Origin of the sequence: Streptomyces sp. NBC_01275, from assembly GCF_026340655.1 — a bacterium.
Lineage (GTDB): Bacteria > Actinomycetota > Actinomycetes > Streptomycetales > Streptomycetaceae > Streptomyces.
On sequence record NZ_JAPEOZ010000001.1, the window covers coordinates 5,721,610 to 5,745,379 of the forward strand.

16 protein-coding genes are annotated in these 23,770 nt (G+C 71.9%); 8 read left to right on the plus strand and 8 right to left on the minus strand.

Annotation, left to right across the window (positions count from 1 at the left end):
• The first annotated feature begins 13 nt into the window (after positions 1-13).
• The 4 genes from nuoL (at position 14) to recQ (ending at position 7,514) form a co-directional block, all read left to right on the plus strand.
• Complete coding sequence (gene nuoL, locus OG562_RS25310) at positions 14-1,927, plus strand: NADH-quinone oxidoreductase subunit L (protein WP_266401530.1); 1,914 nt, start codon at positions 14-16, stop codon at positions 1,925-1,927.
• 5 nt (positions 1,928-1,932) lie between these two features.
• Positions 1,933-3,504 carry an NADH-quinone oxidoreductase subunit M gene (locus tag OG562_RS25315; protein WP_266401532.1) on the plus strand — a complete coding sequence of 524 codons (1,572 nt, stop codon included), beginning with the start codon at positions 1,933-1,935 and terminating at the stop codon, positions 3,502-3,504.
• Positions 3,501-5,159: an NADH-quinone oxidoreductase subunit NuoN gene (gene nuoN, locus OG562_RS25320; RefSeq protein WP_266401533.1), complete on the plus strand. Its 1,659-nt coding sequence runs from the start codon at positions 3,501-3,503 to the stop codon at positions 5,157-5,159. Before OG562_RS25315 ends, nuoN begins: the two co-directional genes overlap by 4 nt.
• Positions 5,160-5,411: 252 nt before the next feature.
• Positions 5,412-7,514, plus strand: coding sequence for a DNA helicase RecQ (recQ, locus tag OG562_RS25325; RefSeq protein ID WP_266401534.1), 2,103 nt, complete (start codon positions 5,412-5,414; stop codon positions 7,512-7,514).
• Positions 7,515-7,545: 31 nt separating this feature from the next.
• Here recQ and OG562_RS25330 read toward each other — a convergent pair whose 3' ends face one another.
• The 8 genes from OG562_RS25330 to fahA all read right to left on the minus strand — a co-directional run bounded on the left by OG562_RS25330 (position 7,546) and on the right by fahA (position 17,181).
• Positions 7,546-10,428 carry a fumarate reductase/succinate dehydrogenase flavoprotein subunit gene (locus OG562_RS25330; RefSeq protein WP_266409502.1) on the minus strand — a complete coding sequence of 961 codons (2,883 nt, stop codon included), beginning with the start codon at positions 10,426-10,428 and terminating at the stop codon, positions 7,546-7,548.
• Positions 10,429-10,469: 41 nt separating this feature from the next.
• Positions 10,470-11,237 (minus strand): ABC transporter ATP-binding protein, encoded by a 768-nt coding sequence (locus OG562_RS25335; RefSeq protein ID WP_266401535.1) that lies wholly within the window; start codon positions 11,235-11,237, stop codon positions 10,470-10,472.
• Positions 11,221-12,084, minus strand: a complete 864-nt coding sequence (locus OG562_RS25340) for an ABC transporter permease (RefSeq protein WP_266401537.1) — start codon at positions 12,082-12,084, stop codon at positions 11,221-11,223. Before OG562_RS25340 ends, OG562_RS25335 begins: the two co-directional genes overlap by 17 nt.
• On the minus strand, positions 12,081-13,424 hold the full coding sequence (locus OG562_RS25345) for an ABC transporter substrate-binding protein (protein WP_266401539.1): 1,344 nt from the start codon (positions 13,422-13,424) through the stop codon (positions 12,081-12,083). The genes OG562_RS25340 and OG562_RS25345 overlap by 4 nt, the downstream gene beginning before the upstream one ends.
• A 16-nt stretch (positions 13,425-13,440) precedes the next feature.
• The gene (locus OG562_RS25350) at positions 13,441-13,668 is read right to left on the minus strand and encodes a ferredoxin family protein (protein WP_010986276.1); all 228 of its coding nucleotides are present in this window, start codon (positions 13,666-13,668) and stop codon (positions 13,441-13,443) included.
• Positions 13,669-13,814: 146 nt separating this feature from the next.
• Positions 13,815-14,603 (minus strand): GntR family transcriptional regulator, encoded by a 789-nt coding sequence (locus tag OG562_RS25355; RefSeq protein ID WP_266401545.1) that lies wholly within the window; start codon positions 14,601-14,603, stop codon positions 13,815-13,817.
• 156 nt (positions 14,604-14,759) lie between these two features.
• Entirely contained in the window at positions 14,760-15,698 is a 939-nt protein-coding gene (locus OG562_RS25360; RefSeq protein WP_266401547.1) for a M56 family metallopeptidase, read from the minus strand.
• A gap of 268 nt (positions 15,699-15,966) precedes the next feature.
• Positions 15,967-17,181 (minus strand): fumarylacetoacetase, encoded by a 1,215-nt coding sequence (gene fahA / locus OG562_RS25365; RefSeq protein WP_266409503.1) that lies wholly within the window; start codon positions 17,179-17,181, stop codon positions 15,967-15,969.
• A gap of 301 nt (positions 17,182-17,482) precedes the next feature.
• Between fahA and OG562_RS25370 the strand changes: the two genes are divergently transcribed.
• From OG562_RS25370 to OG562_RS25385, 4 genes are all read left to right on the plus strand, one after another.
• On the plus strand, positions 17,483-18,718 hold the full coding sequence (locus OG562_RS25370) for a DegT/DnrJ/EryC1/StrS family aminotransferase (RefSeq protein WP_266401549.1): 1,236 nt from the start codon (positions 17,483-17,485) through the stop codon (positions 18,716-18,718).
• Positions 18,711-21,215, plus strand: a complete 2,505-nt coding sequence (locus OG562_RS25375; protein ID WP_266401550.1) for a lipopolysaccharide biosynthesis protein — start codon at positions 18,711-18,713, stop codon at positions 21,213-21,215. Before OG562_RS25370 ends, OG562_RS25375 begins: the two co-directional genes overlap by 8 nt.
• A gap of 116 nt (positions 21,216-21,331) precedes the next feature.
• Positions 21,332-23,281 (plus strand): glycosyltransferase, encoded by a 1,950-nt coding sequence (locus OG562_RS25380; RefSeq protein WP_266401553.1) that lies wholly within the window; start codon positions 21,332-21,334, stop codon positions 23,279-23,281.
• On the plus strand, positions 23,278-23,721 hold the full coding sequence (locus OG562_RS25385; protein WP_266401556.1) for a hypothetical protein: 444 nt from the start codon (positions 23,278-23,280) through the stop codon (positions 23,719-23,721). The genes OG562_RS25380 and OG562_RS25385 overlap by 4 nt, the downstream gene beginning before the upstream one ends.
• Positions 23,722-23,770 lie beyond the last annotated feature (49 nt).

The following is a 23,770-nucleotide window of genomic DNA, read 5'->3' on the forward strand; positions in this document are numbered from 1 at the left end:
GGTCGGAAGAATCGTGGAGAACCTGATCGCGCTGCTCATCGCGGCGCCCCTGCTCGGAGCGGCCGTCCTTCTGGTCGGCGGCCGCCGGCTCGACGCCGTCGGCCACTGGGTCGGCACGCTCCTGTCGACCACCTCGTTCGTGTTCGGCGTCATCCTCTTCGGCGACCTGCTGAGCAAGGACGCCGAACACCGGACGCTGACGCAGCACCTGTTCAGCTGGATCCCGGTCGAGGGCTTCCAGGCGGACGTCGCCTTCCGCCTCGACCAGCTGTCCATGACGTTCGTCCTGCTGATCACGGGCGTCGGCTCGCTGATCCACCTGTACTCGGTCGGGTACATGGAGCACGACGAGCGCCGCCGCCGCTTCTTCGGCTACCTGAACCTGTTCCTGGCGGCGATGCTCCTGCTCGTCCTCGCCGACAACTACCTGCTGTTGTACGTCGGCTGGGAGGGCGTCGGTCTCGCCTCCTACCTGCTCATCGGCTTCTGGCAGCACAAGCCCAGCGCCGCCACCGCCGCGAAGAAGGCCTTCCTGGTCAACCGCGTCGGCGACATGGGCCTGTCGATCGCCATCATGCTGATGTTCACCACCTTCGGGACCTTCGCCTTCGGCCCGCTGCTCGGGGCCGAAGGAGAACCCGGCATCGCCGGGGACGCGACCGAGGGCAAGCTCACCGCGATCGCCCTGATGCTGCTGCTCGCGGCCTGCGGCAAGTCCGCCCAGGTGCCGCTGCAGTCCTGGCTCGGGGACGCGATGGAGGGCCCGACCCCGGTCTCGGCCCTCATCCACGCGGCGACGATGGTGACCGCGGGCGTGTACCTGATCGTCCGCTCGGCGGCGATCTTCAACGGCGCCCCCGACGCCCAGCTCGTCGTCACCGTCGTCGGCGCGGTCACGCTGCTGTTCGGTGCGATCGTCGGTTGCGCGAAGGACGACATCAAGAAGGCGCTGGCCGGCTCGACCATGTCGCAGATCGGCTACATGGTGCTGGCCGCGGGCCTCGGCCCCATCGGCTACGTCTTCGCGATCATGCACCTGGTGACGCACGGCTTCTTCAAGGCCGGGCTGTTCCTCGGCGCGGGCTCGGTCATGCACGGCATGAACGACGAGGTCGACATGCGCAAGTACGGCGGCCTGCGGAAGTACATGCCGGTCACCTTCGTCACCTTCGGCCTCGGCTACCTCGCCATCATCGGCTTCCCGGGCCTGTCCGGCTTCTTCTCCAAGGACAAGATCATCGAGGCGGCGTTCGCCAAGGGCGGCACCGAGGGCTGGATCCTCGGCGGCTGCGCCCTGCTCGGCGCGGCCATCACCGCGTACTACATGACGCGCGTGATGCTGATGACGTTCTTCGGCGAGAAGCGCTGGCAGCCTGACGCGGAGGGCCAGGAGCCGCACCCGCACGAGTCGCCCAGGTCGATGACGATCCCCATGATCGTGCTGGCCGTCGGCTCGGTCGCGGCGGGCTTCGTGTTCAACTGGCACGACGCCTTCGTGAACTGGCTGGAGCCGGTCACCGGGCATGAGCACGGAGACTCCCCGGTCAGCGCTCTCACGGTCACCCTGGCCACGATGGTCGTCCTGGTCGTCGGCGTCGCCATCGCCTACACCCAGTACGGCCGCCGCCCGATCCCGGTCGCCGCCCCGCGCGGGTCGCTGCTCACCCGGGCCGCCCGACGCGACCTGCTCCAGGACGACTTCAACCACGTCGTGCTCGTCCGCGGCGGCGAACACCTCACGCGCTCCCTGGTGTACGTCGACCACACCCTGGTCGACGGCGTGGTCAACGGCACGGCGGCCTCCATGGGCGGCCTGTCCGGCCGGCTCCGCAAGCTGCAGAACGGCTACGCGCGGTCGTACGCGGTCTCGATGTTCGGCGGTGCGGCGATCCTCATCGCCGCGACCCTGCTGATGAGGGCGGTCTGATACCGATGTCCTTTCCTCTGCTGACAGCGACGGCCGCGCTCCCGGCGATCGGGGCGGTCGCCACAGCCGCCGTCCCGGCCGCCCGGCGCAACGCCGCCAAAGCGCTGGCGCTGCTCGTCTCGCTCGCCACGTTCGTCCTGGCGATCGTCGTCCTGGTCCGCTTCGACCCGGACGGCGACCGCTACCAGCTCACCGAGTCCCACGCCTGGATCGCGGACTTCGGAGTCAGGTACGAGCTGGGCGTGGACGGCATCGCGGTGGCGCTCATCGCGCTCACGGCGCTGCTGATCCCGTTCATCATCCTGGCGGGCTGGCACGACGCCGACCCGCTGGAGACCGGCAGCAAGCGCTGGCGGCCGACGCAGGGCTTCTTCGCCCTGATCCTGGCCGTCGAGGCGATGGTGATCATCTCCTTCGAGGCCACCGACGTCTTCCTCTTCTACATCTTCTTCGAAGCCATGCTCATCCCGATGTACTTCCTCATCGGCGGCTTCGGCGACCGCGCCCACGAGCACGGCGAGGAGACGGCGGCCACGCAACGGTCGTACGCGGCCGTCAAGTTCCTGCTCTACAACCTGGTCGGCGGGCTGATCATGCTGGCCGCGGTGATCGGCCTCTATGTCGTCGCCGGGAACTTCAGCCTCCAGGAGATCGCGCAGGCCCGCGCCAGCGGCTCGCTCGACATGGCGACGAACACCGAACGCTGGCTGTTCCTCGGCTTCTTCTTCGCCTTCGCGGTGAAGGCCCCGCTGTGGCCGCTGCACACCTGGCTGCCCAACGCGATGGGCGAGGCCACCGCCCCGGTCGCCGTGCTCATCACGGCGGTCGTCGACAAGGTGGGCACCTTCGCGATGCTCCGCTTCTGCCTCCAGCTGTTCCCGGAGGCCAGCAAGTGGGCGACGCCCGTCATCCTCGTGCTCGCCGTGATCAGCATCGTCTACGGCGCGCTGCTCGCCGTGGGACAGCGGGACATCAAGCGGCTGGTGGCGTACGCGTCGATCTCGCACTTCGGGTTCATCGTGCTGGGCATCTTCGCGATGACCAGCCAGGGCCAGTCCGGCGCGACGCTCTACATGGTCAACCACGGCATCTCGACGGCCGCTCTGATGCTGGTCGCCGGCTTCCTGATCTCCCGGCGCGGCTCGCGGCTCATCGCCGACTACGGCGGGGTGCAGAAGGTCGCCCCGGTGCTCGCCGGGACCTTCCTGATCGGCGGTCTGGCGACGCTGTCGCTGCCCGGACTCGCGCCCTTCGTGAGCGAGTTCCTGGTCCTGGTCGGCACGTTCGCCCGCTATCCGGCGATCGGCATCGTCGCCACCTTGGGCATCGTGCTCGCCGCGCTCTACACCCTCGTCCTCTACCAGAGGACGATGACGGGCCCGGTGAAGCCGGAGGTCTCCGCGATGCCGGACCTCCGCGCGCGTGAGCTCGTGGTCGTCACCCCGCTGATCGTGCTGCTGATCTTCCTGGGCGTCTACCCGAAGCCCCTCACGGACATCGTCAACCCGGCGGTCAAGCAGACCTTGTCCGACGTGCACAAGAAGGACCCCCAGCCCGAGGTGGAGGCGGCCAAGTGAGCGCATCAGCCGTCCACAGCCTGTGGACAACGGCGGCAGGCGCAGCCGAACCGATCGCGAAGATCGACGCGCCCAAGATCGAGTACGGGCAATTGTCGCCCACCTTGATCGTTCTGGGTGCGGCGATCGTCGGGGTGCTGGTCGAGGCGTTCGTGCCGCGCAAGCACCGCTACTACGCACAGCTGTTCGTATCCGTCGTCGCTCTCGCCGCCGCGTTCGCCGCGGTCGTCGCGCTGGCGGAGGGCGGGTACGGCACCACGAAGGCGCGCATCGCGGCGATGGGCGCCATCGCGGTCGACGGACCGGCCCTCTTCCTGCAGGGCACGATCCTGCTGGCCGCCCTGGTCGGCCTGTTCACCTTCGCCGAACGGCGGCTCGACCCCGAGGAGCACGGCAACCGGGTCGACTCCTTCGCCGCCCAGGCGGCCTCCGTGCCCGGCAGCGACAGCGAGAAAGCAGCGGTCAAGGCCGGTTTCGCCACCACCGAGGTCTTCCCGCTGCTGCTGTTCGCGGTCGCCGGCATGCTGGTCTTCCCGTCGGCCAACGACCTGCTGACCCTCTTCGTCGCCCTGGAAGTCTTCTCGCTCCCGCTGTACCTCCTGTGCGCCCTGGCCCGCCGCAAGCGGCTCATGTCGCAGGAGGCCGCGGTCAAGTACTTCCTCCTCGGCGCGTTCGCCTCCGCGTTCACCCTCTTCGGCATCGCACTGCTGTACGGGTACGCGGGCTCCGTGTCGTACGGGACGATCGCGCAGGTCGTCGACGGCACGATCAAGAACGTGAACCCGGCCCTCGCGGACACCATGGGCAACGACGCGCTGCTGCTCATCGGCACCGCGATGATCGTCATGGGCCTCCTGTTCAAGGTGGGCGCGGTGCCGTTCCACATGTGGACGCCGGACGTCTACCAGGGCGCGCCGACCCCGGTCACCGGCTTCATGGCCGCGGCGACCAAGGTGGCCGCCTTCGGCGCGCTGCTGCGTCTGCTGTACGTCGTGCTGCCGGGCCTGCGCTGGGACTGGCGGCCGGTCATGTGGGGCGTCGCGATCGTCACCATGCTGGGCGGCGCGATCGTCGCGATCACCCAGACCGACATCAAGCGGCTGCTGGCGTACTCGTCCATCGCGCACGCCGGATTCATCCTCGCGGGCGTCATCGCGACCACCCCGGACGGCGTCTCGTCGGTCCTCTTCTACCTGGCCGCGTACTCGTTCGTGACGATCGGCGCGTTCGCGGTGGTCACGCTCGTGCGGGACGCGGGCGGCGAGGCGACGCACCTGTCCAAGTGGGCCGGCCTCGGCCGCCGGTCGCCGCTGGTGGCGGCCGTGTTCGCGGTGTTCCTGCTGGCCTTCGCCGGCATCCCGCTGACCTCCGGGTTCGCCGGGAAGTTCGCCGTGTTCAAGGCGGCGGCGGAGGGCGGTGCGGCCCCACTGGTCGTGGTCGGTGTGATCTCGTCGGCGATCGCCGCGTTCTTCTACATCCGTGTGATCGTGCTGATGTTCTTCAGCGAGCCGCGGCCCGACGGCCCGACCGTCGCCGTCCCGTCGCCGCTGACGATGACGGCGATCGCGGTGGGCGTGGCGGTCACCCTGGTGCTCGGCGTGGCGCCGCAGTATTTCCTGGACCTGGCGAACCAGGCCGGAGTGTTCGTGCGCTGACCTGCGACGGGCGTGTACGGCGGGCCCGGCTCCCTCGGTGGGGGCCGGGCCCGCCGCCGTCTTCGCCGTCCTCGAACGACCTGCCGCACCGGCGGTTCGACGGGGCCCGCCAGGCTTCGAACACGCAGAGTCACCAGATCGGGTCTGTGGATAACTCCGGCGGTGTCAGTGCGGACCCCTATCGTGGAGGCAGTGGTCGAGGGACGACGTACGGGGGACCATTCGATGGGCGGGACGGGCGGGATCAGCGAGATGACAGGGATCACCGGGACACCGGAGCGGACGGACAGCGAGGCACTGGCCACGCTGCACCGGGTCTTCGGATACGACGCCTTCCGCGGCGAGCAGGAAGCGGTCATCGAGCATGTGGTGGCCGGCGGGGACGCGGTCGTCCTCATGCCCACCGGCGGCGGCAAGTCGCTGTGCTACCAGATTCCGTCCCTGGTCAGAGCCGGTACGGGCATCGTCGTCTCGCCGCTGATCGCGCTCATGCAGGACCAGGTGGACGCACTGCGGGCGCTCGGCGTGAACGCCGGGTTCATGAACTCCACACAGGACTTCGACGAGCGGCGCGTGGTCGAGGCCGAGTTCCTGGCCGGCGAGCTGGACCTGCTGTATCTGGCCCCGGAGCGGCTGCGTCTGGACTCCACGCTGGACCTGCTCTCCCGCGGCAAGATCTCGGTCTTCGCGATCGACGAGGCGCACTGCGTGTCCCAGTGGGGCCATGACTTCCGCCCCGACTATCTGTCCCTCTCCCTGCTCGGCGAGCGCTGGCCGGACGTCCCGCGCATCGCGCTCACGGCGACGGCCACGCACGCGACGCACCAGGAGATCACCCAGCGGCTCAACATGCCGACGGCCCGGCACTTCGTGGCGAGCTTCGACCGGCCCAACATCCAGTACCGGATCGTGCCGAAGGCCGACCCCAAGAAGCAGCTGCTGAGCTTCCTGCGCGAGGAGCACGCGGGCGACGCCGGCATCGTCTACTGCCTCTCGCGCAACTCCGTGGAGAAGACGGCCGAGTTCCTCGCCAAGAACGGCATCACGGCGGTGCCGTACCACGCGGGACTGGACTCGGGCACGCGCGCGGCCCACCAGTCCCGGTTTCTGCGCGAGGACGGCCTGGTCGTGTGCGCGACCATCGCCTTCGGCATGGGCATCGACAAGCCGGACGTGCGGTTCGTCGCCCACCTCGACCTGCCGAAGTCGATCGAGGGCTACTACCAGGAGACCGGTCGCGCCGGCCGCGACGGCCTGCCGTCGACCGCCTGGATGGCCTACGGCCTCAACGACGTCATACAGCAGCGCAAGATGATCCAGTCCGGCGAGGGCGACGAGGCCTTCCGACGGCGGGCCGGCGCACACCTGGACTCCATGCTGGCGCTGTGCGAGACCGCGCAGTGCCGTCGCGGACAGCTCCTCGTCTACTTCGGCCAGGAGCCGGACGCCGCGGGCTGCGGCAACTGCGACACCTGCCTGATGCCCCCGGAGACCTGGGACGGCACGGTCGCGGCCCAGAAGGTGCTGTCGACCGTGGTCCGACTGCAACGGGAGCGCGGGCAGAAGTTCGGCGCGGTGCAGATCGTCGACATCCTGCTGGGCAAGCGCACGGCCAAGGTGATCCAGTTCGACCACGACCAGCTGTCCGTCTTCGGCATCGGCGAGGATCTCGCCGAAGGCGAATGGCGGGGCGTCGTACGGCAGTTGCTGGCGCAGGGCCTGCTCGCGGTCGAGGGGGACTACGGCACGCTGGTGCTGACCGAGGACAGCGGCGCGGTACTGCGGCGCGAGCGGGACGTACCGCTGCGCAAGGAGCCGAAGAAGGCGGCGACCGCGAAGACGTCGGGCTCGTCCTCCTCCGGCCGGGGCAAGACCAAGGTCGCCGCGGCCGAGCTGCCCGAACAACTGCTCCCCGCCTTCGAGGCCCTGCGCGCCTGGCGCGCCGAGCAGGCCCGCGAGCAGGGCGTCCCGGCGTACGTCATCTTCCATGACGCCACGCTGCGGGAGATCGCCACGCTGTGGCCGACCTCGGTGCAGCAGCTCGGCGGCATCAGCGGGGTCGGCGAGAAGAAGCTGGCGACGTACGGGGAGGGCGTGGTCGCGGTCCTGGCCTCGCTGGGCGAGGCTGCGGCCCCTGCTCCGGGCTCTGGTTCTGGCCTCGACTCGGCATCCGGCTCCACGTCTGGCGCGGCGACGGCTTCTGCGCCCGTCTCTACGCCTGCCTCTACGGCCGGCACTACGTCCGGCTATACGTCCGGCTCCGCAGCCGGCACCGGATCCAGGACCGACGTGGACCCGGGGGCCTCGGACTACTGGCCGGAGATGGACGAGGAGCCGGAGCCCGACTGGATATAGGGGGCGCTCGGCACAGGGCCGCCCCGGCCTCTCACAGGGCCCGCGTCGCGTACGCCCTGACGTCCGCGTCCGAGTCCGTCGTCGCCGTGGCGAGGGCCGCGCGGGCCGGCTCGGCGGTGCGGTGGCGGGTCAGGGCCAGGACGGCGGCCTTGCGGACGTCGGCGTTCGGGTCGGCCAGGGCCTTGGCCAGGACGGGGACGGCCGTGTCGGAGTCCGCGACGGACAGCGCGGTGGCGGCCCCGGCGCGAACCTGCCAGGCCGGGTCGGCCAGAGCGGCCACGGCACGAGCGGCGAGCGGCCCAGGGCAGCCGGTGGTGCCCAGCGCACCGTAGGCGGCGGCGCGCACCAGGGCGTCGGGGTCGTCGGTGAGGGCGGCGAGCGCGGTGCGGACCGCGTCGTCGTCCTCGGGGGCTGAGGTCGCGGCTGCGGGGGGTTCGCCGAGGCGGCCCGCGGCCACTGTGGCCAGGGACTTGGCGATCGTGACGCGGACCTCGCGGGACGGGTCGGCCGTCGCCGCGAGGGCCAGTTCGTCGGCGTCGTCGACGGACACCAGGGCGCGTACGGCTTCGATGCGGACGGCGATGTCGGCGTCCCGGAGCGAGCCCGCGAACAGGGCGGTGTCACCGAGGCGCAGAGCGCGCAGCACGTCCAGGGCGGCGGCGCGCACGACGGGGTCGGACTCGGTCAGGGCGGCGGCGAGGCCGTCGCGCAGGGCGGGTTCCGGCGGCAAGGTCTCGACGAGCTCCCGCAGCGAGGCCGCGGCGGCGGCACGCACCTCGGCGGTGGCGTCGCGCAGCGCCTGCGCCAGGGCGGGGCCGGTGCCCGGTGGCACGGTCTCGGTGAGGACGGCGACGGCCTCGCGCCGGACGGCGGGCGCGGGGTCGGTCAAATAGGGCAGCAGGGCGTCGAGTTCGAGTTCTGGCTCGTCCTCGGTGAGGGCGAGGAGTTCGAGGAGGCGGGAGGAGGAGTGCTCAGGGCCGGGCTCGGGGCCGGGCTCGGGGACGGAGTCCGGAGCGGGTCCGGGCGACTGGGGCTGGGGCGGCGTCGAGGTCGGCGTCGAGGTCGGCGTCGAGGTCGGGGTCGGGGTCGCAGAGGTGTCCGGCCGATCCGGCACGGCGCCCGCGGTCCCGGTCGCCACCGGTGCCACGTCCCGTGAGCCAGCCGTGGCCACGTCCTCGGGACGTACCTCGCCGAGATGCCGGGAAGGGCCGCCGACGGGGGTGAACTCGTCGACCGGCACCAGATAGGGAGCCACGGGTCGGGCCGTGAACTCCATCGCACCAGAGGGGGACTTGTGCAGATCGAGGTGATGAAACCAGGACGCGTCGTCGCGACGAGGGTGGTCGAGACGCTCGTGGTAGAGGCCCCAGCGGGACTCCGTGCGGGCCAGGGAGGCGCGCGCGGCCATCTCCGCGCAGTCGCGGATGAAGGTGACCTCGGCGCACCGCATCAGCTCGTGCGGGGTGCGGCCGCCCATCTCGGCGATGTCGGCGCGCATCCGCTCGAACGCCTCCAGGGCCAGGGACAGACGCGCGCCCGACTTCGGCGGGGCCACGTAGTCGTTCACGAAGCGGCGCAGCTTGTACTCCACCTGGGGCTGTGGCGGCCCCTGCGGGTTGCGCAGCGGGCGGTAGACCAGTTCGTGCGCCTCGCGCAGTTGATCGGCCGGAAGCTTCCCGCCGTAGGGCTGGTAGCGGGCCGCGTCCGCGCCCGCCAGCTCGCCGAAGACGAACGCGCCGATCATGTAGTTGTGCGGGACGCAGGCCAGGTCGCCGGCGGCGTACAGCCGGGGGACCGTCGTGCGGGCGTGGTCGTCCACCCGTACGCCCGAGGCGGAATGGCCGCCGCACAGGCCGATCTCGGAGATGTGCATCTCGATGTCGTGGGTGCGGTAGTCATGGCCCCGGCCAGAGTGGAAGGTGCCTCGGGTCGGGCGTTCCGTCGAGTGCAGGATCGACTCCAGGGCCGAGACCGACTCCTCCGGGAGGTGGCTCAGCTTCAGGTACACCGGGCCGCGGTCCGAGGCGACCTCCGCCGCGAACTCGGCCATCATCTGGCCGGACCAGTAGTCGGAGTCGACGAAGCGTTCACCGTGCCGGTTGACCTGGTAGCCGCCGAACGGGTTGGCGACGTAGGCGCAGGCGGGTCCGTTGTAGTCCTTGATGAGCGGGTTGATCTGGAAGCACTCGATGCCGGTGAGCTCCGCGCCCGCGTGGTAGGCCATGGCGTAGCCGTCGCCCGCGTTGGTCGGGTTCTCGTAGGTGCCGTACAGGTAGCCGGAGGCGGGCAGGCCCAGACGGCCGCAGGCGCCGGTCGCGAGGATCACCGCGCCCGCGCGGACGGTGACGAACCGGCCCGTACGGGTGTTGAAGCCGGCCGCCCCCACGGCGCGCCCGTCCTCGGGCGACGTCAGCACGCGTACCGGCATCACCCGGTTCTCGATCCGGATCCGCTCCCGCATCTCGCGCCGCCGCAGCTGCCGGTACAGGACCTTCTTGACGTCCTTGCCCTCCGGCATGGGCAGCACGTAGGAGCCGGAGCGGTGCACCTGGCGGACCGCGTAGTCGCCGTGCTCGTCCTTCTCGAACTTCACGCCGTAGGACTCCAGGCGCTGCACCATGGCGAAGCCGCGGGTCGCGGTCTGGCGGACGGTGGTCTGGTCGACGATGCCGTCGTTGGCGCGGGTGATCTCGGCGACGTAGTCGTCGGGCTCGGCGCGGCCGGGGATGACCGCGTTGTTGACGCCGTCCATGCCCATGGCGAGCGCGCCGGAGTGGCGGACGTGGGCCTTCTCCAGGAGGAGCACGTCGGCGCCGTGCTCGGCGGCGGTGAGCGCGGCCATGGTGCCGGCGGTGCCGCCGCCGATGACGAGGACGTCGCAGGTCAGCTCCTCGGCGTCGGCGAGGGCGGGGATCTCCAGGGGCGTGTTCACGGGGGTGGTCACCGGGGAGCCTTTCAGGTACCGAGCGAGGTCAGGACGTCGTGGCGCAGGGCTGAGTGCGCCGGATCGTCGTGTGCCGCACGTTCCCGCGGACGAGGCACGTCGCGTACGGCGGTCAGCCGGCCGGCGGCCAGGAGGGCGACGCGGTCGCCGAGGAACAGGGCCTCGTCCACGTCGTGGGTGACGAAGACGACGGTGGCGCCGGTGCCGCGCAACACCTCCACCAGCAGGTCCTGCATGCCGGCGCGGGTCTGGGCGTCGAGGGCGCCGAAGGGTTCGTCCATGAGGACGGCGCGGGGCGCTCCCGCGAGGGCCCGGGCCAGCTGGGCGCGCTGGCGCTGCCCGCCGGAGACACGGTGCGGCAGTTGCCGGGACTGGTCGGCGAGGCCGACGCGGGTGAGCCAGGAATCGGCTTGGGCGCGGCGTTCGGCGCGCGGCAACCCCTTGACGGCCAGCGGCAGCTCCACGTTCGCGCGCAGGGTGCGCCAAGGCAGGAGGGCGTCCTCCTGGAAGATCAGGGCACGGTCGGCGGCGGGGCCCGTCAGCGGGCGCCCGTCCTGGCTGATCGCTCCGGCGAGGGGAGACAGAAGCCCGGCCAGCGTGCGCAGCAGGGTCGACTTGCCGCACCCCGAGCGGCCGACGACGGTGAGGATCTCGCCGGGGGCCACGTCGAGGTCCACTCCGTCGAGCACGGGCGCGCCCGGCCGTCCGAGGGCGGCGCCCCGCAGCGCCAGTCCCGCGCCGGTGCGGGAGGGCGAACGGACGTCAGACGAGCTGGTCATGGGGCAGGTCCTCCTGGGTCGCGGGGTTGACCGGAACGGCTGCCGCGGCACCGCTCACTCGCCGCGGAGTCCGGCCGACGGGGACGTACGACGTCCTCGGCAGCCAGCGGGTCAGCCTGCGGCCGAGGAGTTCCACGGCCGTGGAGGTGAGCCAGCCGAGCACGCCGATCGTGACCATGCCGACGAACACGCCGGGGTAGTCGACGACCGTGTAGTCCTGCCAGGTGCGGTAGCCGACGCCGTACTGGCCGGAGATCATCTCGGCGGAGATCACACAGATCCACGACACGCCGATGCCGACCGACAAGCCGCCGAAGATGCCGGGCAGCGCGCCAGGCAGGACGACCGAGCCGAGGACCCGCGATCGGCCGCCGCCCATGGTGCGCACCGCCTCCTCCCACACCGGGGTCAGCGCGCGCACTGCGTGCCGGGTGGAGACCAGGACGGGGAAGAAGGCGGCGGTGAAGGTGATGAAGACGATGCCCTGTTCGTTGGAGGGGAAGAGGAGGATCGCGACGGGGACCAGGGCGATCGCCGGGATCGGACGGAGGACTTCCAGGACCGGGCCGAGCAGGTCTTCGGCGAGCCGCGAGCGCGCCACGAGCACGCCCGTGGCCACGCCCAGGACGGCGGCCAGCAGAAAGCCGGTGACGATGCGGGTGAGGCTGTCGGTGAGGTCGGTCCAGTAGTCGTCGCCGGTCAGCCGGTCGGCGAAGGTCCGGGCGACGTCGGCGACCGTCGGGAACTGCGAGAAGCGCAGCCACAGGTCGACGTTCAGGCTGGTCAGCAGCTGCCAGACGCCGAGGGCGGCCACCAGCGAGGCCGCCCGCAGCGCATACCGGGTCACGACGCCCGCCCCAGCGCGTCGGCGTAGGCGACGAGGCGGGCGCCGCCGTGCCCGGCGACGTACGCCTGTGCGGTCGCCGGAGCGACGAAGGGGAGCAGTTGGTCGCCGTCGGTCACCCAGACCGCCTTGTCGGCGAACCACAGGGTGCCGGTGGTGGCGTCTGGGACATAGGCGGCGCGGATGCCGTCCTTGTGCTGCGCGACGTAGGCCAGCAGTGCGGCGGGGGACTTGAAGGTACGGGTCTCGGCGGCGCCCCGGGGCCAGACCTCGCTCGCGGCCGGTGCGGGCGTGGCGGCCAGCTGCTGGGCGTAGGACGAGCCGAGCGCCTTCTTCACGTACCGGTCGTCGACGAAGGCGTCCACGTCGACGTCCCCGGTCAGTTTCGCCGCCTTCAGGACCGACACGTCCTCCTTGAGGGCGGAGACGAGCTGCGGCTTGAGGGCCGGGTCGAAGGTGGCGATGCCGTGGGCGCCGTTGTAGAGGTAGACGACCTCGGCGGGCAGGCCGGTGGCCTTCGCGACCTTCTCGGCGGCGGTCACGGGGTGTTCGTCGAGGTAGGCGGTGGCTTCCGCCTGGGCCTTCAGGAATGCCTCCAGCACGGCCGGGCGTCTCGTCGCGAAGTCCTCGCGGGCGGTGACGCCGTGGAAGGTGGGGAGGTCCAGCTGGGCGCCGTCGTACAGGGCTTTGGCCTTGCCCTGGTAGGCGAGCAGGCCGGGCCAGGCGACGAACTGCGAGAGCGCGTCCGCGCTGCCCGCGGCGAGGGCCGAAGCGCCCACCGCGGGCTGCTGGTTGAGCTTCTCGATGCCCTGGTCGGGGTCGATGCCGACGCGCTGGAGGGCCCGAACGAGGGTGCCGTCGGCGGCGGATCCGATGCTGGTGGAGACCTTCTTGCCCTTGAGGTCCGTGAGGGAGGTGAGCTTGGAGTCCGGTGCGGTGACGATGGTGTTGAGGCCGCCGCGCAGGTTGTAGCCGGTGACCGAGACCAGGTGGGTGGGCTTGCCGAGCTGTTTGCCGCGGGCGGCGTTGATGAGGAGCGGGAAGTCGCCCATCGAGCCGATGTCGATCTTCCCGGCCGTCATCTGGGCGGTGATGGGGGCGCCGGTGGCGTAGTCCTGCCAGTCGACGTTGTAGGTGTTGCCGTCGCCGAGGGCGTTCAGCGCGTTCTCGAAGTAGCCGAGCGAGCGCAGAAGGGTGCCTGCGGTGACCGTGTTGATGGTCTTGGACTGGTAGCCGACGGTGACGGTCACCGTGGAGCCGCTGCCGGCCTCGGCGTTGCCGCCGCAGGCCGTGAGCGGGAGGAGGAGAAGGACGGCGGACGTGACGACTGCTCTGCGTTTCATGGGAGTTCGGGACCTCTCACCGGAGCAGGTAGGGCATGTTGACCGTGACGGCTCCGGTGGGACAGCGGGCTGCGCACGGGCCGCAGTACCAGCACTCGTCGACGTGCATGTACGCCTTGCCGTTGCTCTCGTCGATGGCGAGGGAGTCCAGCGGGCACATGTCCACGCAGAGGGTGCAGCCGTCGATGCACTTCGACTCGTCGATGGTCACGGGCACGTCGGCCCGCTGGGGCGCCAAGGGCATGGCTGTCTCCAGAAATGTCCGGCAGATATCCAGTGAAATATCCGGCGCGGCAGTGAACCGAAAAGGCCCTGCCGAACGATGAAGAGGTGAAGGGGGATGGGGCGAAGGGAGGACGGGGTGACGGAGGGCGGGGTGGCGGAGGGCGGTCAGAGGGAGCGGTGGAGCAGGCCGCTCATGGTGATGCGGTCGCCGCGGAAGCGGATGAACTCCAGGTCGACCGGGCGGCCGTCGGCGAGATGCGTCAGCCGTTCCAGCATGAGGACGGCCGCGCCGCGCGGGGCTTCGAGTACGGCGGCGGAGTGGGCGTCCGCGTTGACCGCCTCCAGGGTGATCTCGGCGTGGCCGAGACGCTGGCCCGTGATGCCCTCCAGGAGGCGGAAGACGTCGGTGTTCTCCAGGTCGGCGCCGAGCAGGGCGGCGCCGATGTCGAGCGGGATGTAGGTGAGGTCGAGGGAGAGGGGGAGACCGTTGAGGCGACGCAGACGTTCGATGTAGAGGACGTCCGTGCCGGGCGGGATGTGCAGGCGTTCGGCGACCGGGGAGGGCGCGGGGGCGGGGCCCATCGTGCGGACCTCGTTGGTGACCCGGCCGTGCTCACGGAGGGTTTCCGCGAGGCCCATCAGATGGTCTAGGCCGTGCGGGTACTTCTCGGCGACGACGACGGTGCCGACGCCGGGGAGCCGTTCCACGAGGCCTTCGGCCCTGAGGAGGTCGAGGGCCTGGCGGACGGTGTTGCGGGTGGCGCGGTAGTCCGTGGCGAGTGTCGTCTCGTGCGGGAGTGTGCCGTCCGGGAACCCGCCGGCCAGGAGCTGGTGGCGCAGTAGGTCGGCGAGTTGCCTGGCCTGGTCGGCGCGCAGCCGTCGCCGCGCGCGGTGGGCGGCGACGGTGGTCGCGCCTTGGCCGGCGTGGTCTCGGACGCGGTCGGTGGGCGGCATGTTTCGAACCATAGCGAGCCGGTAGGAAAAGCCGTGTTGCCGGAGTGTTGCGCCACCTGCGGGAACGTCAGACAGGGCGATGACCTGCGGAAACGCCATGCGGGGCGCAAGATCTGCCACAGCCGTCGGCCGACGGCTGCCGGCTGTCCGCGGGCGTCAGGACAGCGCCGTCAGTCCCGGCGCGAACGTGATCAGCAGGGGCAGCAGAGGCACCAGCGCCGCAGCCGTCGTCGTGAGCGCACGGTGTCGGCGGCCCAGGCGGGGCGGCGGCTGGAGGAGGCGGTCGACTCGCTCGCCCAGGAGGCGGTGGCTGGAGGCGCAGGACAGAACGCCTCGGTGCTGGTTCAGCTCGATCAGGGCCAGGGCGGTGGTCAGGTGACCGCAGCGGCGGGACGCGGTGTCGTCCGCGGAGAGTTCGACCAGGCGGTGGGTCTGGTCGCAGAAGTGCGAGAAGAGCGGGATACGGGGGAAGCCGGTGGCTAGGGCGGTCGACAGGTGGAGCAGCCAGTCGTGGTGGGCGCGGGCATGGCCGCGTTCGTGGGTGAGGACGGCGTCCAGTTGGTGGGAGGTGAGGCGGTGCAGGGCGCCGGTGGTCACGATCAGCTGGGGCGGGCTGCCCGGCATCCACCAGGCGTCGGGGTACTCGTCCTCCAGCACGAGCAGGGGGCCGCGGGCGGACGGCAGCCCCGCGGGCAGGTCGGGCGCACGCTCCCGCAGGTGGGCCCGGGCCAGGCCGCGGCGCCGGCGGGCGTCGACGAGCTCGCGGGCCAGCATCGCGGTGGTCCAGGCGGCCCCGCAGGCCAGCAGCAGGGTCAGGGCGACCGCCCACAGCGGCGCGGCGGAGAGGTCGTACGCCTCCGTCACCGCGGGCGGCGCGGGTGCGAAGACCTGGGTGCGGACGGTGTGGAAGACGGCGGCCGCGCCCAGCATCAGGGCTGTCAGGCAGCACAGCAGGACCGTGGCGACCAGGCACTGCCACACCCACAGCGCGACCACCGGCTCCCGCTCGGGCCACTCGGCCCGGGTCAGTGCACGCGGGACCGGCACGGCGGCCGCCAGGGCGACGACGCTCAGCAGGAGCAGGCAGACGGTCATGCCACAGGCTCCGGATCCTGGTCGAGAAGGGGGCGTGCGCCGCATGCGCGAGGGGTGCGTGCTGGGTACCCGTGCGCGTGCGGCCGGCTACGGGCGACGGGCTCGGCGCGAGGACCGTGCCCGTCGCCAGTATGACGGCGGCGGCCCCGGGAGTCAGCCCACGACGACCCCCCGATTCAGCCGACGGCGACCTGACCGCCCGCCCGGCTCCTGCTCGGGCAGCGCCCCGTCTCCCGGCCTCGCCCCCAGCCGCCCCGCTCCGTCGCCGTCACTCGGCGGCGGTCACCCGGCCGCTCACCTCGCCCAGGCCCACGCGCAGGCCGCCTGGGCCCGGGGCCCAGGCGGACAGGGTCACCTCGTCGCCGTTCTCCAGGAAGGTGCGCTTGCCGTCGGGGAGTTCGAGGGGGTCGCGGCCGTTCCAGGTCAGTTCCAGGAAGGAGCCGCGCTCCTGCTCGCCCGGGCCGCTGACCGTGCCCGAGCCGTAGAGGTCGCCGGTGCGCAGGGAGGCGCCGTTGACGGTCAGGTGGGCGAGTTGCTGGGCGGCCGTCCAGTACATCGTGGAGAAGGGCGGCTCGGAGACGACGTGACCGTTGAGGGCGACGGAGATGCGCAGGTCGTAGCCGGCAGGTTCGGCGGCCGAGTCGTCCAGGTAGGGAAGGAGCGGGTGGGTGCGCTCCGGGGGCGTGACCCGCGCCGCCTCCAGCGCCTCCAGCGGGGTGATCCACGCCGATACCGACGTGGCGAAGGACTTGGCGAGGAACGGGCCGAGCGGGGCGTACTCCCAGGCCTGGATGTCACGGGCCGACCAGTCGTTGAGCAGGCACAGGCCGAAGACGTGCTCACGGAAGTCGGCCAGCGCCACCGGGCTGCCCTGCCGCGAGGGCACGCCGACCACGAAGCCGACCTCGGCCTCGATGTCCAGCCGCACGGACGGGCCGAAGACGGGAGCCGGGTCGGCAGGCGCCTTGCGTTGGCCCGACGGGCGGACGACGTCCGTGCCGGAGACGACGACCGTGCCGGCGCGGCCGTGGTAGCCGATGGGCAGGTGCTTCCAGTTGGGCGGGAGGGCGTCCACGGCGTTCGGGCGGAAGATCGCGCCCGCGTTCACGGCGTGGTGCTCGGAGGAGTAGAAGTCGACGTAGTCGGCGACCTCGAAGGGGAGGTGCAGGGCCACCGAGGACAGCGGGTGGAAGAGCGGTTCGACCGTGGAGCGGTGGGACGGGTCCGTCACCCACTCCGTCAGCTCGCGTCGTACCTGCGACCAGGCCGTGCGGCCCGCCGCCAGCAGCGGGTTGAGGGTCGGCGCCGCGAGGAGGCCGGCGTGCGGCGAGCCGAGCGCACGGGCCGCCGCGCCCGCATCGAGGACGTGGTCGCCGAGCCGGACGCCGACGGTCCGTTCCGTCGAGCCGGGCAGGGAGAAGACGCCGTAGGGGAGATTGTGCGGGCCGAAGGGGTCGCCCTCGGGGATGTCGAAGGGGGGCATCGGGTACTGCCTCTCTTTCGTGCGCTCTCTGGTGCTCGCCATGTCGTGCTCACGCTGTGCGCGAAGGGTGTTCGGCCGGTGCGTCGAGTCGGGCCACACGTTACGGCCGACCTCGCAGGAGCCGCACGGGGGCGGTGCCGGGGAGGTGCGCGCAGTCGCAGCGCTCCGCTTACGGTTGCTCACCCGAAGTTGTCCACAGGCCGGTCCGCAATCTTGACGGACCGGGTCGAAAGGGGCGAGTCTGGGCGGGTGCTGGAAGGCCTCGGGGAGGGGGTCTTCCTGTGGCACACCTGGGGGGCGGATGGCCATAGGGGAGGCCGGCCTCGGGTCGGCGCGGCGTGGCTCACGGCCGAAACGGCTGGAAGCGGCGATGCGCGACAGACTCGGCCGGGAATGCGTGTACGTGCCGTCGTGCAGATTCGGGTTGTTCGTGGCCCTGCGCCACTGGTGCCCGCCCGGCGGACGCGTGCTGATGTCGCCGGTCAACGACGACGTGATCTTCTTCGTGGTGCTCGCGGCCGGTCTCAGGCCCGTGCAGGCGCCGTTGAACCCGCTGGACGCGTCGATCGACGTGGACGCGGTGCCCGACGAGGTGTGGGGCTCGCTGTCGGCGGTGCTCACGACGAATCTGTACGGGAACCCGGACGACACGCCGAGACTGCGCCGGAAGTGCGACGCGCTCGGCATCCCGTTGTTCGAGGACGGGGCGCACGCCATCGGCAGCGAGGTGGGCGGCCGCCCGGTGGGGGCCTGGGGCGACGCCTCCGTCTTCAGCCTGTCCAAGCATGTCGGCGCCAAGGCCGGGGGCTTCCTGGCCTGCGCGGACCCGGGGCTGCGCGAGGCCCTGACGAAGACCTGCGAGGACCTGCTGCTGCCGAGGCGGCCCTCGGCGGAACTCGCCTACGCCGTCCGGCCGTACGCGGAGGCGACGGTGCGCGGGCTGCGGCTGCGGCGGGCGGCCTGGGCCACCCTGCGGCTGCTCGGGCGGATGGAGCGGGAGGAGATCCGGATGCCGCTGCGGCCGGGCGAGCTGGCCCGCGCCGTCGACGCGGCGCCGGACCTCGCCGCGCACGACTCCTGGGTCCGGGTCGACATGCACGACTACCGGCTGCGTTCCGGTTCGCTGCGGATGGGCCGGATCGGGCGCAGGCTGGAGCGGCTGGACGAGGTGCTGGCCGCCTGCCGGGCGGGCACGGAGCTGCTGCTGTCGACGCCGTGGGCGCGGCCCTGCGCGCCCCGCGCCGAGCGTGCCCAACCTCTCTTCCGGGTCCCCCTGTTCGTCGCCGACAGGGATGCCGCGATCGCGGCGCTCGCCCGGCGGGGCATCGTCGTGGGGTACCTCTATGACCCGCCGCTGGACGACTACGCGGGCGCCGCTTTCACCGACCTGTCGCCCGATCCGGCAGGGGCCCGCTGGTTCGCGCGGCACGCGCTGCCGGTGGATCCGCTGCGGGCCCGGCAGGTCGTCGAGGTGCTTCAGGAGTCCGGCGCACGGCCGGCCGACGCGCCGGGAGGGCTGGAGCCGAGCCGTGGCTGAGACGCAGGCCGAGATCCACGAGATCCAGGTGCCCGAGCCCGCGGTGCCGCCCACCGGGAAGGCCGGGAAAGCCGGAAGGTCTGGGAGGTCTGGGAAGGCCGGCGAGGAAGCGGTGGTCGGCCCGAAGCCGGCCGACAGCGGCCAAGGCTCCGACTCCCTCTTCAGGAACGCCTACTTCCTGATGCTCAGCACCGGCGTCTCCGCCGTGCTGGGCCTGGGCTTCTGGCTGGTGGCCGCCCGCTACTACTCGACAGAGGCCGTCGGCCAGGGCTCCGCAGCGATCGCCGCGATGCGCCTGCTCGCCAGCATCACGGCGACGACGATGATCGGCGCCGTCGTCCGCTTCGTGCCGCGGGCCGGCCGGGCGACCGGCTCGCTGGTGTGGCGGGCGTACGCGGCCAGTTCGGTGGTCGTGGTCATCGCCGCGTTCGTCTTCCTGCTCACCCTCGACCTGTGGGGGGCGTCGTACGCGCCGCTGGGGACGCCGGCCGCGGGGGCGGCGTTCGTCGTGGCGTGCGTGGCGTGGGCGCTGCTCACCCTCCAGGACGGGGTGCTCACCGGGCTGCGCAGGTCGGGGTGGGTGCCCATCGGCAACGCGGTGTTCTCGGTCGGCAAGCTGATCCTGCTCGTCGTGTTCGCGACCGCGCTGCCGGCGCTCGGCATCTTCATCTCCTGGGCGGCGGCGATCGCGCTCTCGACGGTGCCGCTGGGCTGGCTGATCTTCCGCCGGCTCATCCCGCGCCAGATCGCAGCCGACCGTGACCTGGAGCCGCCCCGGCTGCGCGAGATGGGCCGCTTCCTCGCGGGGGACTCGCTGGGCGCGCTGTTCAGCCTGGCCATGATCAACCTGCTGCCGGTGATGGTCGCGGTGCGCTTCAGCGCCGCGGAGAACGGCTACTTCTACGTGGCGTACACCGTCGGCGGCACGATGGAGTTCATGGCCATCAACATGGCCTCCTCCCTCACCGCCCACGCCTCGCACGACCCGCGCCATCTGGCCGACGGTGTGCGCGGGGCGCTGCGCCGGATGACGCTGCTGCTGGTGCCGGTGGTGCTGGTGCTGGTGCTGTTCGCCCCGCAGATCCTGCTGCCCTTCAACGAGGACTACGCCGAGCACGGCACCACCGTGCTGCGGCTGCTGGCCGCCGGGGCGCTGCCGAGGGTCGTGGTCGAGCTGTACATCGGAGTGCTGCGGGTCCAGGGGCGCACCGGAGTGCTCGCCGCGCTCCAGGGCGCCATGTGCACGATGGTGCTGGGCAGTGCGGCCCTGCTGTTCGCGCCGGCCGGGATCGCGGGGGCGGGCTGGGCGGTGCTGCTCAGCATGACGTTGATCGCCGTCGTCTCGGTGGTCGGGCTGCGGGCCGCGCTCCGGGAGACCGACGGGGTGCCCGCCGTCCCCTGCGTCCCCGCCGTTCCCGCCGTCCCTGCCGTTCCCGCCGACCTGGTCCCGGCCTCCGCCCCCGCCGACGCCCCGCCCGCGTACGGCACCCACTGGGCCCGTCTCAACGCCACCGCCGGGTACGGCACGAACTGGGCCCGCCGGGCCGCGGACGAGCACGGGGCGTCGGACCAGGACACGGTCGCGCTGTTCATCGGGCGTCCCGGCTACGAGCGCGAGGCGCTGGAGGCGGACACCCTCGCGGTGATCGTCCGGCCGCACCAGCAGGGCGGCCCGGTCGGGCGGAGCGTCGAGCCGCGCGCGTCGGCGGCGGCGTCGATACCCGCACCCGCACCCGCGTACGAGGGGAACGGGATCTGGTCCGAGCGGTGGCAGCGACGGCTGCGGGCCGGACTGTGGGCGCTGATCGGGGTCACCGCCGGATGCTTCGGGGCCGGGTTGCGCGACCTGCCGTGGTTCGGCGGCCGCCTCCCGGACCGCCTTCCGGACGGCCTTCCGGACGGCCTGGCGGCAGATCTCGCCGGGCCGCTCGGCGGGCGGGAGATGCTCGGTCTGCTGCCCGGTCCGGCGCTCGCCGCCGGTGTCGCGCTGCTCGTGCTGTTCGTTGCCGCGGTGACGCTGTGCGTGCGGCGCGAGGGGTGGCTGCCCGGCACGGCCCTCGCGGTCGTCGCCCTCGCCCTGTATTCCGTGCCGGTGGCGTTCGGGCGGGAACCACGGGCGCTGGGCGGGACGTTCTATACGGAAACGGCCGGTTTCTTCGCGGAGACGCTGGGCCTGCCCGGGCCCGAACCGCTGCTGCGCTGGGTGCCGCCCGTCTGCCAGTTGCTGTGCCTCATCACGCTGTGGCAGCTGCTCGCCCGGGTGGGTGGACGGCTGCCGTGGGCAGCACGCTGGGGGGTCGTGTTCCTCGCCGCCGTGGGGGGCTGGGCGGGGCGCGCGGCGCTCGCTCCGGTCGCGCTGCCGTTGCTCGGCCTGCTGTTCCTGCTCGTCCTTCTCCTGTCGCTCCACCGCGCCGAAACGCCGGCGGAGCCTGAGGCGGCCCAGGACCCACACCGTTCACCAGTGAACGAGAGACCCGGGGCCCGCATTCGCGACTGACCGCATTCGCGACTGACCGCATTCGCGACTGACTGCATCCGCGACTGACCGCATCCGCGACTGACCGCACCAGCGACCGACCACGTTTCAGAGCCGAACGCCAGGGGGGAACCGTCGTGCGTCCGCCAACCACTCCAAGGGGAAGACCAGCTACGACGCCGCCGCAGCCGATCCCGGGGACCACCGTCACCCAGGAGTCGCACGGCTCGGCGGGCGGTGACGCGGTGACCGACCTCTCCGACCTGCCGCCCGCGCGCCCCTGGCGCAGCTCCGGGCTGTGGTCGGCCGCCGCGCTGCTCGCCGCGCTCGCCCTGTGGGGGTACGCGGTGACCCACACCGATGTCTCCGACCTCGGCGACTTCGGTCTCGTCACCGCGCTGCACCCCGCCTTCTGGGCCGGCCTCGCGCTGCTCACGGCCGGCTTCTGGTTCACCCTGCGCGGCCCGCACCGCCACCCGGCCTGGGCGCCGGCGTTCGTGGTCGGGCTGCTGGTGATGGAGCGGGCCACACAGGCCGTGGTGTACCCGACGCCGCTGTACGCGTGGGCGTGGAAGCACGACGCGGTCATCGACCATCTGCTGACGGCGGGCCATCTGCAGACCGCGGACGCGCTTGGCGACATGGCCGTCTACGACCAGTGGCCGGGCTTCTTCGCCGCGCAGGCCACGCTCGTGAAACTGCTCGGTGTGGACTCCGCCGCGCAGTTCATGGCCTGGTGGCCCCTGGTCTCCAGCCTGATGCTGCTGCTTCCGCTGCTGCTGATCTACCGCACGTTCACCGAGGACCGCCGCCTGATCTGGACCGCGGTCTGGCTGTTCTACGTCGCCGACTGGGTGGGCCAGGACTACTTCTCGCCCCAGTCCGTGGCCTTCGCCCTGCACCTCGGCGTCCTGGCCGTCGTCCTGCGCCGATACGCGAGCGGCGGCACGGCGGGCGGCAGGACAGTCGGGACGACGGGCGGCACGGCGCGGCAGACCGTGTGGACGGTGCTGCTCACCCTGCTGGTCGTCGCCATCGTCATCTCGCACCAGCTCACCCCGGCCATGCTGGTGGTGTCCCTGGCCGCCCTGTTCTTCGCCCGCCGCTACCGCGACCGGGTCCCGCTGATCACCACCGCCGTGATCTTCCTGGCCTGGTGTCTCACCGCCGCCCTGCCCTTCCTGTCCGCCACGATGCCGGACATGCTCCGCTCCGTCGGCGACGTCGGTGGCAACGTCGCCACCGGGTACGGCGCGACCCCCACCGGCACCGGCGCGGTGACGACGTCCTGGGCGGCCCGGCTGCTGTCGGGCTCGGTGCTGCTGCTCGCGGCGTTCGGCGCACTGCGCCGGCCGGTGCTGCGCCACCGGGCTCTGCCGCTGCTGCTGCTCGCCCTGGCCCCGCTGCCGATGTTCGCGGCGAGCAGCTACGGCGCGGAGATGATCTTCCGGGTGCTGATGTTCATGCTGCCCGGCGCCGCGTTCTTCGCGGCGGCGGCCTTGCTGCCCCAGGTGCGCACGCAGGCGGCCGTGGAGGCGCAGGGCGTGCGGCCCGAGCCCCGCCGCTTCGTCTGGCTGCCCCTGCTCGCCCTCCTCGCCGGCACGTTCGCCTTCGTGCCGAGCTACTCCGGCAAGGACCGCATCAGCTACTTCCCGCCGGCCGAGGTGGACCTCGTGCAGCAGGTCTTCGACCAGGCGCCCGACGGCTCCCTCGTCGTCGCCGCCGACCGCAACTACCCGCTCGCGTTCGCCGACTACTGGCGGGTGGACCACTACTGGTTCCTCGACGACGCCCGCCATCACGTCGACCTGATCGTGCGGGACCCGGCGGCCACCCTCGCCCGCGACATGGCGTCCGTGGAGTCGCCCGCCCGGTCCTATCTGCTGTTCACCCAGGGCCAGTTGGCCGACTCCGAGATGAACGGCCTGCTCACCGAAGCCCAGTTGACCCGCATCGAGAAGTCCGTGGCCGCGTCCCCGCTGTTCGAACGGGTGGCCCACAATAGCGCGGGCTCGGCCTACGCGCTGAAGGCGCCGGCGACCACGACATCGAAGGCGCCGAAGGCGCTGAAGGAGGCGGGCCGATGACCCCGCAGGAACTCGTGGTCCGGACGCTGCCCCCGTTCGGCGGCTGGCTGGCCCTCTCCGCGCTCGCGCTGCCCGACGGCTCCGGGCTGCGCGGAGTGGCCATGGTGGCCTTCCTCGCGGTGGGCCCGGGCGCGGCCCTGGTCAGAATCTGCGGGCCGGCGCTGGGCGCGCGGCCCGCCGAAGGCCCCGTCGAACGCAGGGACCCGGCCTTCGAACGCCACTCCGACCTGCTGGAGCGGCTGATGCTGATCGTGTTCCTGAGCGTCGCCGTCGTCCTGATCGACGCGACGGTGTTCATCGCCACGCACGCCTTCAGCGCGCAGCGCGTCCTGCTGACGCTGACGCTGCTGACCACCATCGCCGCGTTCTGCCCGCCGCTGCGCGCCTCCCCGCCGAGGACGAGCACGAGGGCGAGGACTGGGAAGGGTACTGCTCTGTGAGGTTGCTCCACCTGCTCCGCCACGACCTACCCGCGCACCGCCACCGACG

Coding starts and splice junctions, on each gene's coding strand:
- OG562_RS25315 (WP_266401532.1), top strand. CDS start 1,933: ATGTCCTTTCCTCTGCTGACAGCGACGGCCGCGCTCCCGGCGATCGGG.
- recQ (WP_266401534.1), top strand. CDS start 5,412: ATGACAGGGATCACCGGGACACCGGAGCGGACGGACAGCGAGGCACTG.
- OG562_RS25335 (WP_266401535.1), bottom strand. CDS start 11,237: ATGACCAGCTCGTCTGACGTCCGTTCGCCCTCCCGCACCGGCGCGGGA.
- OG562_RS25345 (WP_266401539.1), bottom strand. CDS start 13,424: ATGAAACGCAGAGCAGTCGTCACGTCCGCCGTCCTTCTCCTCCTCCCG.
- OG562_RS25350 (WP_010986276.1), bottom strand. CDS start 13,668: ATGCCCTTGGCGCCCCAGCGGGCCGACGTGCCCGTGACCATCGACGAG.
- OG562_RS25355 (WP_266401545.1), bottom strand. CDS start 14,603: ATGCCGCCCACCGACCGCGTCCGAGACCACGCCGGCCAAGGCGCGACC.
- OG562_RS25360 (WP_266401547.1), bottom strand. CDS start 15,698: ATGACCGTCTGCCTGCTCCTGCTGAGCGTCGTCGCCCTGGCGGCCGCC.
- fahA (WP_266409503.1), bottom strand. CDS start 17,181: ATGCCCCCCTTCGACATCCCCGAGGGCGACCCCTTCGGCCCGCACAAT.
- OG562_RS25370 (WP_266401549.1), top strand. CDS start 17,483: ATGGCCATAGGGGAGGCCGGCCTCGGGTCGGCGCGGCGTGGCTCACGG.
- OG562_RS25385 (WP_266401556.1), top strand. CDS start 23,278: ATGACCCCGCAGGAACTCGTGGTCCGGACGCTGCCCCCGTTCGGCGGC.